The 12,599-nt window shown below is 71.1% G+C and carries 12 protein-coding genes; 3 read left to right on the top strand and 9 right to left on the bottom strand.

The genetic code is table 11. From position 1 onward, the window contains the following. Positions 1-5: 5 nt before the first annotated feature. The 9 genes from ehuA to pip form a co-directional block, all read right to left on the bottom strand. The gene (gene ehuA / locus ABFX46_RS35155; protein WP_428831347.1) at positions 6-854 is read right to left on the bottom strand and encodes an ectoine/hydroxyectoine ABC transporter ATP-binding protein EhuA; all 849 of its coding nucleotides are present in this window, start codon (positions 852-854) and stop codon (positions 6-8) included. A 52-nt stretch (positions 855-906) separates the two neighbouring features. After that, entirely contained in the window at positions 907-1,560 is a 654-nt protein-coding gene (gene ehuD, locus ABFX46_RS35160; RefSeq protein ID WP_346048270.1) for an ectoine/hydroxyectoine ABC transporter permease subunit EhuD, read from the bottom strand. Beyond that, the gene (gene ehuC / locus ABFX46_RS35165) at positions 1,560-2,276 is read right to left on the bottom strand and encodes an ectoine/hydroxyectoine ABC transporter permease subunit EhuC (protein ID WP_346048272.1); all 717 of its coding nucleotides are present in this window, start codon (positions 2,274-2,276) and stop codon (positions 1,560-1,562) included. The genes ehuD and ehuC overlap by 1 nt, the downstream gene beginning before the upstream one ends. A 6-nt stretch (positions 2,277-2,282) precedes the next feature. Continuing rightward, the gene (gene ehuB, locus ABFX46_RS35170; protein ID WP_346048273.1) at positions 2,283-3,176 is read right to left on the bottom strand and encodes an ectoine/hydroxyectoine ABC transporter substrate-binding protein EhuB; all 894 of its coding nucleotides are present in this window, start codon (positions 3,174-3,176) and stop codon (positions 2,283-2,285) included. 103 nt (positions 3,177-3,279) lie between these two features. After that, positions 3,280-4,188 (bottom strand): ectoine hydroxylase, encoded by a 909-nt coding sequence (gene thpD / locus ABFX46_RS35175; RefSeq protein ID WP_346048274.1) that lies wholly within the window; start codon positions 4,186-4,188, stop codon positions 3,280-3,282. Then, positions 4,185-4,580, bottom strand: a complete 396-nt coding sequence (locus ABFX46_RS35180) for an ectoine synthase (protein ID WP_346048275.1) — start codon at positions 4,578-4,580, stop codon at positions 4,185-4,187. The genes thpD and ABFX46_RS35180 overlap by 4 nt, the downstream gene beginning before the upstream one ends. 57 nt (positions 4,581-4,637) lie before the next feature. Beyond that, entirely contained in the window at positions 4,638-5,900 is a 1,263-nt protein-coding gene (gene ectB, locus ABFX46_RS35185; RefSeq protein ID WP_346048276.1) for a diaminobutyrate--2-oxoglutarate transaminase, read from the bottom strand. 51 nt (positions 5,901-5,951) lie between these two features. Then, positions 5,952-6,500, bottom strand: a complete 549-nt coding sequence (gene ectA / locus ABFX46_RS35190) for a diaminobutyrate acetyltransferase (protein ID WP_346048277.1) — start codon at positions 6,498-6,500, stop codon at positions 5,952-5,954. Between the two features lie 556 nt (positions 6,501-7,056). Next, complete coding sequence (gene pip / locus ABFX46_RS35195; protein WP_346048278.1) at positions 7,057-8,037, bottom strand: prolyl aminopeptidase; 981 nt, start codon at positions 8,035-8,037, stop codon at positions 7,057-7,059. A gap of 369 nt (positions 8,038-8,406) precedes the next feature. On the opposite strand from pip, the gene ABFX46_RS35200 reads away from it, so the two are divergent. From ABFX46_RS35200 to ABFX46_RS35210, 3 genes are all read left to right on the top strand, one after another. After that, positions 8,407-10,137: a coiled-coil domain-containing protein gene (locus ABFX46_RS35200; protein ID WP_346048279.1), complete on the top strand. Its 1,731-nt coding sequence runs from the start codon at positions 8,407-8,409 to the stop codon at positions 10,135-10,137. A 126-nt stretch (positions 10,138-10,263) separates the two neighbouring features. Continuing rightward, positions 10,264-11,934, top strand: a complete 1,671-nt coding sequence (pyrG, locus tag ABFX46_RS35205; RefSeq protein WP_203596926.1) for a CTP synthase — start codon at positions 10,264-10,266, stop codon at positions 11,932-11,934. Then, positions 11,931-12,572: an NUDIX domain-containing protein gene (locus ABFX46_RS35210; protein WP_346048280.1), complete on the top strand. Its 642-nt coding sequence runs from the start codon at positions 11,931-11,933 to the stop codon at positions 12,570-12,572. Before pyrG ends, ABFX46_RS35210 begins: the two co-directional genes overlap by 4 nt. The last annotated feature ends 27 nt before the right edge of the window (positions 12,573-12,599 follow it).

Consider the following 12,599-nt stretch of genomic DNA (forward strand, 5'->3'; position numbering starts at 1 on the left):
CGGGCTCAGGATGCCAGGACGGCCTGCAGGAAGTCCCGGGTGCGCTGCTCGGACGGCTCGCCGAAGATCCGGTCCGGCGGACCCTCCTCGACGATCTGGCCCTGGTCGAACATCAGGACGCGGTTCGAGATGTCCCTGGCGAAGTTCATCTCGTGGGTGACGCACAGCAGGGTGAGGTCGCTCTGCCGCGCGATGTCGCGCAGCAGGTCCTGGACGCCGACGACGAGTTCGGGGTCCAGGGCGGAGGTGACCTCGTCCAGCAGCAGCACCTTCGGCTGCATGGCGAGGGCCCGCGCGATCGCCACCCGCTGCTGCTGCCCGCCGGACAGCTGCGTCGGATGCGCGTTCTCCTTGTCGGAGAGCCCGACCATGTCCAGCAGGCCGCGGGCGCGCTCGACCGCCTCGTCCTTCGGCACCCCCAGCACGCGCACCGGCCCCTCGGTCAGGTTGCGCAGCACGTTCATGTTGGGGAACAGGTTGAACTGCTGGAACACCATGCCGACCTGCTTGCGCATCTCGTGCAGGTGCTTCTGGTTCGCCGGGACGCGCCGGCCGCCCCGCTCCATGTGCCAGAGGGTCTCGTCGCCGATCCAGATGACGCCCTCGTCCAGCGTCTCCAGCGTCATCAGCAGCCGCAGGATCGTGGTCTTGCCCGACCCGCTCGGCCCGATGAGCGTCACCCGCTCGCCGGGCGCCACGGTGAAGTCGAGCTCGCGCAGGACGACGTTCGAGCCGAACCGCTTGACCACCTTCTCGAAGCGGATCCCGGGTGCGGCGCCGTGCGGCAGATCCGCGGCGTGCCCGCCCTCGGGCCCGCCCTCGGGCGCTGACTCGGGGGCGGCGTCCTTCTCCAGGACGACGTCGGACGCGGTGTCGGCCGCTGCGTCCTTGGGGGCTTCCGGTGTCTCAGGTGGTGGCATAGCGCCCCTCCAAGCGGCGGACGAGTATCGAGGATATGACGCTGACGACGACGAACAGCAGGCCCACCAGCGTGATCGGCTCCAGGAACTGGAGGCTCTCCGAGCCGACCTTGTACGCGGAGAACAGCAGTTCCGCGACGTTGATGGCCAGCAGCATCGGCGAGTCCTTGAACATCGCGATCAGGTAGTTGCCGAGCGTCGGGATCACGCGCCGGATCGCCTGCGGCAGGATCACGTCCAGCCACACCCGCGACTTCGGCAGGTTCAGCGCGGTGCACGCCTCCCACTGCCCCTTCGGCACGTCCGCGATCCCCGCCCGGTACACCTCGGCGGTGTAGGTCGAGTAGTGCACGCCGAGCGTGATGATGCCCGCGGTCAGCGACCCGATCGTGATGCCCCAGGCGGGCAGGACGAAGAAGACGAAGTACAGCTGCGGGATCAGCGGGGTGGACCTGATGAACTCGGTGATCCACCGGATCGCCTGGTTGAACGCGCGGCTCGGGGTGCGGCGGAGCAGCGTCCACACCAGCCCGAGGACGAGCGCGATCACATAGCCGGCCAGCGTCGCGGTGACCGTGTAGCGCAGCCCGCTCAGCAGGTCGGGGAGGATGTCCCCGGAGTACTGCCAGTCCCAGCTCATCAGCCGGCCACCCCCGCTCCGGGGGCGCCCGCCGCGACCGTCCCGAGGGACGGCTCACTGGGCAGCCGGCGGCCGAGCATGCGGTCCACGCGGCGCTCGGCGTAGCGGACGAACAGCTGCAGCACCTGCGCGATGACGAAGTACAGGACCAGCACCATCGAGAACGCCGCGACGGTCTCGCCGGTGCTGCCCTGGATGTTCTTCGACACGCGGGTCAGGTCGATGAGCCCGACCAGGGACACGATCGCCGTCCCCTTCATCAGCTCGATGAGCAGGTTGCCGAACGGCGGCAGCATCAGCGCGAACGCCTGCGGCAGCAGCACCCGCCGCATCCGCTGGAACGGGGTGAAGTTCAGCGCGATCGTCGCCTCGTACTGCGCCTTCGGGACGGCGTTGATCGAGCCCCGCACCACCTCCGCGCCGTAGGCGCCGACGTTCAGGCCGAGGGCCAGCACGGCCGCGAACATCGTGGTGAACCGCAGGCCGATCAGCGGGAGCGCGTAGAAGAACCAGAACAGCAGCACCAGCGTGGCGTTGCCGCGGAAGAACTCCACGTAGACCCGGTTCAGCACGCGCACCCACGCGTGGCGCGAGGTGCCCGCCATGCCGAAGAGCAGGGCGAGCACCAGCGCCAGCGCGCCGCCGAGCAGGGTGAGCCGGACCGTGACCCACGCGCCGTCCAGCCACTGGGGGTAGCTGTCGAGGACGTCGGACACGGGCGATCAGCCCTTGCAGAACTTGGCGGCGGTGTCGTCCGGGCCCGGCATGTCGTCCTGGGCGAACCCGAAGGGCTGCAGGATCGGCAGCAGGCCGTTCTGCTGCTTGAGCTTGGCCAGCTCGGCGTTCCAGGCGTCGACGAGGTCGGTGTCGGCCTTGCGGAACGCGAACGCGCCGGCGCCGAGCTGCTCCTTGCCGTCGATGACGGGGGTGAAGGCGTCGGTCACCTCGAAGCCCTCGCCCTTGTGCTTGGACAGCAGGTCGGCCAGGGAGATGCGGGTCAGCCAGATGCAGTCGACGCGGCCGGCCTTGAGGCCCTCGTAGGCGCTCGCCTGGTCGGCGAACGTCTTGATGTCGCCCTTCTTCACGCCGGTCTTCTCGGCGTAGCCGGCCTCGACCGCGCCGGTGAGGACGCCGACCTTGACGCCCTTGGCCGCCGGGTCCTTCTCGTTCTTCAGCCCCTTCGGGTTGCCCTCCTTGACCATGAAGGCGCTCTTGGCGACGTACTCGGGGTTCGCGAACGCCGCGGACGCGCACCGCTCCGGGTTGATGAACATGCCGGCGGCGATCGCGTCGAACCGCTTGGCGTTGAGCCCGGCGATCAGGCCGCCGAAGTCGACCTGGACGCCCTTGATCTCGTCGATGCCGAGGTTCTTGAAGATGACGCGGGCGAGCTCCGGCGCCTCGCCGGTCAGCTTCCCGGACTTGTCGGTGTAGCCGTAGGGCGCCTCGTTCGCGAAGCCCACAGTGATGGAGCCGGCGTCCTTGGCCTTCTGCAGCGTGCCGCCGCCCGCCTTCTCCGTCTCCGGATCCGTCGTGGAGCAGCCCGCCGCGGCAAGGGGTGCCGCGGCGGACAGCAGCACGGCGGTGCGGAGGAAGTCTCGTCTCGAAGAAGTCATCGTCGAACTCCTGTCGGTGTGCCATCGCGCCCGCGGGGGCCATACGCGGCCCCCGCGGGCGCGGGGCGAGCGATCGGGGGGTTATCGAATTGTTGTGGCGCGGTCAGCCGGCCACGGCGGTGAAATCGCGTGCGCCGATGAACGCGGGGCGGGGCGCGGGCGCCGAGAACGGCTCGACGCACGTGTTCTCCACGCTGTTGAACACGATGAACACGTTGGAGCGCGGGAAGGGGGTGATGTTGCCGTTCGAGCCGTGCATGCAGTTGCAGTCGAACATGGTCGCGGAGCCCGCGGTACCCGTGAACAGCTCGATCCCGTGCTTGTCGGCGAGGATCGAGAGGCTGTTGGGGTCGGGCGTGCCGATCTCCTGGCCGCGCAGCGACTCCTTGTAGTGGTCGTCCGGGGTCTCACCCACGCACGCCACGAAGGTCTTGTGCGAGCCAGGCATAATCATTAGCCCGCCATTGTGCACGAAATTCTCGGTGAGCGCTATGGAAATGCTCACCGCGCGCATCCGCGGCATGCCGTCCTCGGCGTGCCAGGTCTCGAAGTCGGAGTGCCAGTAGAAGTCCTTGCCGGTGAACCCCGGCTTGTAGTTGACCCGGCTCTGGTGCACGTACACGTCCGAGCCGAGGATCTGCCGCGCCCGGCCGACCACGCGGGGGTCGCGGACGAGGGCGGCGAAGACCTCACTGATCTTGTGGACCTCGAAGATGGAGCGGACCTCGTCCGAGCCGCGCTCGGTGACCGTGCGCTCGTCGGCCAGGATCTGCGGGTCGGACGACAGCCGGCGCAGCTCGGCGCGGTAGTCCTCGACCTCCTCCGGCGCGAGCAGCTGGTCGACGGTCAGGAAGCCGTTGGACTCGAACGCGTCGAGGGTGGCGTCGTCGATCGGCCCGTCCTGCGGCCCGCCGTACACGACCGGGTCCTGCCGGTACAGCAGCGCCGCCTCGGCGGCCTTCCGGGTGGGGTAGGCGTCGTCGATCGTCGGATGGGACTCGATGATGCTCATGCGTCCTCCTCAGTCAGCAGCGGGTAGACACCGTTTTCGTCATGGACCTCCCGACCGGTGCAGGGGGGGTTGAAGACGCACACGGTCCTGACGTCGGTGTGCGCGCGCAGGGTGTGGTGCTCGTGGCCGTCGAGCAGGTACATCACGCCGGGGCGGATCTCGTGCTTCTCGCCGGTCTCGTCGTTGGTGAGCTCGCCCTCGCCGCCGATGCAGTAGACGGCCTCGATGTGGTTCGCGTACCACATCTTCGTCTCGGTCCCCGCGTACAGGATCGTCTCGTGCAGCGAGAATCCGACGCCCTCCTTGGCGAGCACGAACCGCCGGCTGCACCAGGTGGGCGCCTGGACGTCGCGCTCGGTGCCGACGATCTCGTCAAGGGAACGAACGATCATTGATCTCCTCTTTCCGTGCTGCGGTCGGCCCGGTCTGCGTGGTGCGGTCGGCCGGGCTCAGACCGTGACCTTCGCGCGGACGGCCTCGACCGAGTCCGCGATGATCTCCAGGCCGCGGCTCAGCTCGGCCTCCGTCGTGGTGAGCGGCGGCAGCAGCTTCACGACCTCGCCCTCGGGGCCGGAGGTCTCCATCAGCAGCCCGCGGGCGAACGCCTCGCCGCACACCTTGGGCGCCAGCTCGGCGTCCTTCATCACCAGGCCCCAGGCGAGGCCGCGGCCGCGGACGGAGTCGACGGCGCCGGCGTGCGCGAGCGCGATCTCCTCCAGCGCGGCCTCGACCTGCTGGCCCTTGGCGAGCGTCTGCTTCTCGAAGTCGTCGCCGGCCCAGTAGTCCTCCAGCGCGGCGACGGCGGTGACGAACGCGGGGTTGAAGCCGCGGAACGTGCCGTTGTGCTCTCCCGGGTCCCACACGTCCAGCTCGCGCTTCATCAGCGTGACGGCGAAGGGCAGCCCGTAGCCGCTGAGGGACTTGGACAGGCAGATGATGTCCGGGGTGATCCCGGCCTCCTCGAAGCTGAAGAACGGGCCGGTGCGGCCGCAGCCCATCTGCACGTCGTCGACGATGAGGAGGATGTCGTGGCGGCGGCACAGGTCCTGCAGGCCGCGCAGCCACTCGGCGGTGGCGACGTTGATGCCGCCCTCGCCCTGCACGGTCTCCACGATGACGGCGGCGGGCTTGTCCAGGCCGCTGCCGCTGTCGTCCAGCATCGTGTCGAACAGCAGGAAGTCGGGCGTGCGCCCGTCGAGGTAGTTGTCGTAGGGCATCGCGACGCCGTGGCCGAGCGGGACGCCCGCGCCGGTCCGCTTCATCGAGTTGCCGGTGACGGCGAGCGCGCCGAGCGTCATCCCGTGGAAGGCGTTGGTGAAGCTGACGACGGTCTCGCGGCCGGTGTACTTGCGCGCGAGTTTCAGCGCCGCCTCGACCGAGTTGTTGCCCGCGGGGCCGGGGAACTGGACCTTGTAGTCCAGGCCGCGCGGCTCCAGCACGTACTCGTTGAATCGTTCCAGGAAGTCGCGTTTCGCGGCGGTGTACATGTCGAGGCTGTGCACGATCGCGTCACTGGCGAGATAGTCCAGGAGCCGGCGTTTCAGCTGCGGGTTGTTGTGCCCGTAGTTGAGCGTCCCGGCGCCGGCGAAGAAATCGAGATACGTTTTACCGTGCTCGTCGGTCATATGGCTGCCCTGCGCGGTGGTGAACACCGTGGGCCACCCTCGGCAGTAGCCGCGGACTTCCGATTCCATGCGGGCGAAAACGTCCATGTCTGCCTCCAGGCAGGTCGGGGTGGGGGAGCGGATGAGGGACTGCGGTGGTCAGTTCGCGGCGGCGATCGGGCCGATCCTGAAGAGCACCTCGGGCTCGTGTCCCCCCTCGGGGAAGTGCTCCGCGCCGAACAGCGGGCTGCGGGCGAGCTCGCACCCGCGGTCCCGGGCGAACGAGGCGAACATCGCGGTGGACGCGGTGTTGTCCGGGGTCACCGTGGCCTCCATGTACCGGTGCCCGCGGGGGGCGAGCCGGTCGGCGAGGCGGTCGAGCATGCGCCGGGCCAGGCCCTGGCCGCGGTGCGCGCGGTCGACGGCGACCTGCCAGACGAAGAAGGTGTCCGGCCGGGCCGGGCGGACGTAGCCGGTGATGAAGCCGCACGCGCCGGCCCCGTCACGCGCGACTACGGAAGTGTCCCCGAAATCGCGGCACCAAAGCGTGTAGCTGTACGGCGAGTTGACGTCCAGAACCTTCGAGTCCCGGGCGAGCCGCCACAGCTCTGGGCCATCGGAGAGGCTCGGCTCCTGGAGAAGCACTTCCGCGTTCGTCTCGTTCGGTTCGGGGCGTCGGGTCGGTGATTCCAGGGGTTGCGCTGCCATGTCCAGGCAACTTAGCGAATCTCGCCCCGTGATCGCATATAGATGTTATCTGCGAGATGTTTAGCGGCGCGGGGGGCTGGGTAGGGTTAAGGGCTTTGCCGAATTCGGTGCAATTTCAATCGGCCCCGTGCGGGTGGTCTCCCGCCTTTCCCGGTGATACGCAGGAGGTACGGCGGGATGCGCCGGAGAGGGCGCCGGGACGTTTCCTGAACGCAACCTTAATGTTTTGACATCGCTTGGCGATGCGTTCTGTGTATCGGTTGTGTGAGGTAAGTCACTCGGATTCGGTGTCAACTCCGCCGGTGCGGCGGGCGTCACGTCGCATCGGGCGAGGTCGTCCGGGCGCGGGCGCCGTGGGACGTATGGGGGACACGGCGTTCAGGCGGGTTCTGGGAGCCCGCCCTCGCTTGCCTTCAAGGGGCCGGTTCACTCACGGCGAGGTAAGGCGCCGGTTGCCGGAGGGTAAGAAAAATGGGAATTTCGGTCCGGGGCGGGCCGGGCGGACCCGCCGCCGGCACCGAACTCAAGCCGGGTTGCGGCCGTGCCGGTTAGCGCGTTACGACGCGTCCGGTTCCGCGGCGGCGAAGCGGTCGGTCGCCTCGATCAGGTGGTGCAGGATCCCCGGCTCGCTGAACGCGTGGCCCGCGTCGTCCACGATATGGAAGTCGGCCTCCGGCCACGCGCGGTGCAGGTCCCACGCCGTCGCCGCCGGGGTGCAGACGTCGTAGCGGCCCTGCACGATCACCGCCGGGATGTCGCGGATCTTGTCCACGTCCCGGATCAGCTGCTCGTCCTCGAAGAAGCCCTCGTTGACGAAGTAGTGGTTCTCGATGCGGGCGAACGCGACCGCGTAGTCCGGCTCGCCGAACCCCCCGGCCAGCTCGGGGTCCGGCCGCAGCGTGATCGTCGAGCCCTCCCAGGTCGCCCACGCCTTCGCCGCCGCGACCCGCACGTCCCGGTCCTTGGAGTTGAGCCGCTCGTGGAACGCGGAGACGAGGTCCTCCCGCTCGTCCTCGGGGATCGGCTCGACGTACTTCTCCCACAGGTCGGGGAACAGCAGCGACGCCCCCTCCTGGTAGAACCAGTACAGCTCGAACGGCCGCAGCGTGAAGATGCCGCGCAGCACCAGCCCGGTCACCCGCTCCGGGTGGGTCTGCGCGTACGCCAGCGACAGCGCGCTGCCCCAGCTCCCGCCGAACACCAGCCAGCGCTCGATGCCCAGGTGCTCGCGCAGCCGCTCCATGTCCGCGACGAGGTTCCAGGTGGTGTTCGCCTCCAGCGACACCTCCGGGTCCTTGGCGTGCGGCAGGCTGCGCCCGCAGTTGCGCTGGTCGAACAGGACGATCCGGTACGCCTCGGGGTCGAACTGGCGGCGGTGCGCCGGGCTGCAGCCGGCCCCCGGCCCGCCGTGCACCATGACCGCGGGCTTGCCCGCCGGGTTGCCGCAGACCTCCCAGTAGATCTGATTGCCATCGCCGACGTCGAGCAGCCCGGAGTCGTGCGGCTCGATCGGCGGATACAGGGTGCGAAGCTCCATGGACCGCGATTGTCCCACCCGCGGCGACCGCCGGCCGGATGTGACCCGCGGCACCGTCGGGCGGCCCATGGCGGCCGCCATCAGGCGCCCTGCGTGCGGGAACGCCGCAGGAGCGGCGAGAAAGTAAACCCCAAACTGGGCAAACGCTCCGCTGGTCGGGACTAGAGTGCCTTCAGTGAGCGAAGCGAGGGCCCGCAGGGCCGGGTGCGGAGCGAACGAGATGTGCACAACGACCCCCGCGAACGCGGCCGTGCGCCGCCGGGCGAGGAGACACGTGAGCGAAGTGACGAGCCGTCCGAGGAAAGCGGCGAGCAGGATGGGCGGCGGCATGCCGGTCACCGGGCTCCCGGCCGTGAGGCGAGGAGAACGGTGAGCGAGCTGAACGGATCGGGCGGCAACCGCGGCGTCCCCGACGCTGCGGCGCCCTGGCCCGCCATGGGCCGCGACCCCGGCCGCGCCCCCGAGGCGCCCGCCCTGCCGGCCGCCCAGCAGCCCATCCAGATGGCCAAGCCCGGCCAGCCGGGCCAGCCCGGCCAGCCCGCGCAGGGCGGCCGCCCCGGCCAGCACGGCAGGCACGGGGGCGGCGAGCTGGTGCTCGCCTCCGAGGAGCAGCCCGAGGCCCAGCCCTGGGACATCGTCGAGCGGCTCCGCCAGATGGCCGACCTCATCGGCGACGCGCTCGCCGCCGGCGAGCGCAAGGTCAACGAGGCGCAGAGCGAGATCACCTCGCAGGTCGCCGCCGTGCAGCAGGAGAAGGAGTCGGCGCAGCGCGACGCGGCCGCCGCCTGGGGCGAGGTGCAGCGCGCCCGCGGCCAGGCCGAGCAGGCCGACCGGCGCGCCGTCGAGGCCGAGCGGCGCCTCACCGAGGCCCAGAACGAGACGGCCGCGCAGATCGCGGCCGTGCAGCAGGAGAAGGAGTCGGCGCAGCGCGACGCCGCGGCCGCCTGGGGCGAGGTGCAGCGCGCCCGCGGCCAGGCCGAGCAGGCCGACCGGCGCGCCGTCGAGGCCGAGCGGCAGGTCGCCGAGGCCGAGCGCCGCGCCGCGGAGGTCCAGAACGAGGCGGTCACGCAGATCGCCGCGCTCCAGACCGAGAAGGAGAACGCGCAGCGCGACGCCGCCGCCGCGTGGAACCAGGCCCAGCAGGGGCGCGTGCAGGCCGACCAGGCCCGCGCCCAGGCCGACCAGGCCCGCGCGCAGATGGAGCAGGTGCAGGCCCAGGTCGAGCAGGCCGAGCGCCGCGTCGCCGAGGCCGAGGCCACCGTCCGCCAGGCGATCCAGCAGCGCGACGCCATGAGCGAGGCCCGCGACGACGCCCTGCGCGCCGTCGAGGACGCCGCCGGCGCCCGCCGCTCCGCCGAGGCCGAGCGCGACCGGGTCGCCGAGCAGGCCGCGGAGCTGTCGCGGGCGCTGGAGACCGCGCACGGCGAGCTGGCGCAGATGCGCGCCAAGGTCACCGACGCCGAGATGACGGCGCAGAACCTGCAGCACGCGGTCGTCGCCGCCGGCAAGGAGGTCGACGAGTCCCGGCGCCGCGCCGAGGTCGCCGAGCGCCGCGCCCAGGAGAACGAGCGCCGCGCCCAGGAGGCCGAGCGCCGGGCGCAGGACGCCGAGCGCCGCGTCCAGGACGCCGCCGCGCGCGCCGACGCCGCCGAGGCCGAGCGCCAGCAGGCCCTCGACACGGCGAGCCAGTCCCTGGAGGCCGCCAAGAAGGCCGAGCGGGAGCGCGACGCGAGCGCCAAGGCCCGGGAGGCCGCCGAGCGGACCCGCGAGGCGGCCGTGCAGGCGCAGGCCCGCGCCGAGTCCGAGCTGACCCTCGCCCGGGGCCGCGCCGACCAGGCCGGCCGCGAGCGCGACAAGGCGGTGACCGGGATGCGGCAGATGGCCGCCGAGCGCGACGCCGTCGCCGAGAAGCTCGCCGAACGCGACCAGTGGGTCGACCAGCTGGCCCAGGCGGTCACCGAGCAGCGCGCGCAGATCGCCGAGCTGTCCCAGGAGCGCGACGCCGCCCGGCAGGCCGCCGACCAGGCCCGCTCCCTGATCGACGAGCTCACCCGCCAGCTCCGCACGATCATGCCGAGCGCCGCGACGCCCCGCCTCTAGGGCGGTGGCGGCCGCGGCGGCCGGCGATGTCGCGGGGCGCGTCCGGCCTGGGCGATTCAGTTGTTATCCTGGTGGCCCGTGGACGATGAGACTCGTCCGCCTCATCTCGACCACGGGAGCGCCTTCTTGCCATCGGCAGCCATCGGTAGATCACGTCCTACCAAGCATCTCTTCGTCACCGGCGGTGTCGCCTCCAGCCTCGGCAAGGGACTGACGGCGTCCAGCCTGGGGCGGCTTCTGACGCTGCGCGGCCTCCGGGTCACCATGCAGAAGCTCGACCCCTACCTCAACGTCGACCCCGGCACGATGAACCCGTTCCAGCACGGCGAGGTCTTCGTCACCGACGACGGCGCCGAGACCGACCTGGACATCGGGCACTACGAGCGGTTCCTGGACACCGAGCTGCACGGGTCGGCGAACGTCACCACCGGGCAGGTCTACTCGAACGTGATCGCCAAGGAGCGGCGCGGGGAGTACCTCGGCGACACCGTGCAGGTGATCCCGCACATCACCAACGAGATCAAGGACCGGATCCGCGGGATGGCGGACGACACCGAGGTCGACATCGTCATCACCGAGGTCGGCGGCACGGTCGGCGACATCGAGTCGCTGCCGTTCCTGGAGTCGGTCCGGCAGATCCGGCACGAGATCGGCCGCGAGAACTGCTTCTTCCTGCACGTGTCGCTGCTGCCCTACATCGGCCCGTCCGGGGAGCTGAAGACCAAGCCGACGCAGCACTCGGTCGCGGCGCTGCGCTCCATCGGCATCCAGCCCGACGCGATCGTGTGCCGGTCGGACCGGCCGATCACCGACGGGCTCAAGCACAAGATCAGCCTGATGTGCGACGTGGACCGGGAGGCCGTCGTGTCGGCCGTGGACGCGGCGTCCATCTACGACATCCCGAAGGTGCTGCACTCCGAGGGCCTGGACGCGTACGTCGTGCGGCGGCTCGACCTGCCGTTCCGCGACGTCGACTGGGGCGCCTGGGACGAGCTGCTCCGGCGCGTCCACAAGCCGGCCCGCGAGGTCACGATCGCGCTGGTCGGCAAGTACATCGACCTCCCGGACGCGTACCTGTCGGTGACCGAGGCGCTGCGGCACGGCGGGTTCGGCAACGACGCCAAGGTGCGCATCCGCTGGGTGAAGAGCGACGACTGCGACACCCCCGAGGGCGCCAAGCGGGAGCTGGACGGCGTCGACGGCGTGCTGATCCCCGGCGGGTTCGGGGTGCGCGGCATCGAGGGCAAGCTCGGCGCCGTCCGGCACGCCCGGGAGAACCGGGTCCCGCTGCTCGGCATCTGCCTCGGCCTCCAGTGCATGGTCATCGAGGCGGCGCGGACGCTCGGCGGGCTCGCCGACGCGGGCAGCGCCGAGTTCGACGCCAGCACCGCCCACCCGGTCGTCGCGACGATGTCGGACCAGCTCGACGTCGTCGCCGGGGAGCGCGACATGGGCGGCACGATGCGGCTCGGCATGTACCCGGCCGACCTCGCCGACGGCTCCATCGTGCGGGAGCTGTACGGGGAGGCGAAGGTGTCCGAGCGGCACCGGCACCGCTACGAGGTCAACAACGCCTACCGCGACCGGCTGGAGGAGGCCGGGCTGCGGTTCTCCGGCCTGTCCCCGGACGGGCGGCTCGTCGAGTACGTGGAGCTGCCCCGCGAGCGGCACCCGTTCTTCGTCGGCACCCAGGCGCACCCGGAGTTCCGGTCCCGCCCGACCCGCCCGCACCCGCTGTTCACCGGCCTCATCGCCGCCGCGCTGGACTACGCCGAGCAGCGCGGGGCGGGCGCGTGAGCGCCGGCCTCGGTGTCGGGGACGTCCGCGACCGGCCGGAGCGCTGGCCCGTCGTGGAGTCGTCCCCGGCCTTCAAGGGCCCGGTGTTCGGCGTCCGGCGCGACCGGGTGGAGATGCCGGCGGGCGGCGGCACCGAGGTGGTCGGCCGCGACGTGGTCGAGCACATCGGCGCCGTCGGCGTCCTCGCGCTCGACGACCGCGGCCGGGTGCTGATGCTGCGCCAGTACCGGCACGCGGTGGCGCGGATGCTGTGGGAGGCGCCCGCCGGGCTGCGGGACGTGGACGGCGAGCCGCTGCGGGAGCTCGCCGCCCGGGAGCTGCTGGAGGAGGCCGGCTACCGCGCCGGCCGCTGGGACACCCTGGTCGACGTGTTCACCTCGCCCGGCATGGCCGACGAGCGCGTCCGGATCTTCCTGGCCCGCGACCTCGCCGAGGTGCCCGCCGACGAGATCGACTTCGAGCGCGTCCACGAGGAGGCCGACATGCCGGTCGTGTGGGTGCCGCTGGACGAGGCGGTCCGCAAGGTGCTGGCGGGCGAGCTGCACAACATGATCGTGTGCATGGGGGTGCTCGCGGCGCGGGCGGCCCGCGACGCCGGCTTCGCGGCGCTGCGGCCCGCCGACGCGCCCGAGGACTGAGCCGGATGAGGTCCCCCTCCGGCGGCC

It is taken from the genome of Actinomadura chokoriensis, assembly GCF_039529475.1.
Taxonomy (GTDB): Bacteria; Actinomycetota; Actinomycetes; order Streptosporangiales; family Streptosporangiaceae; genus Spirillospora; species Spirillospora bangladeshensis.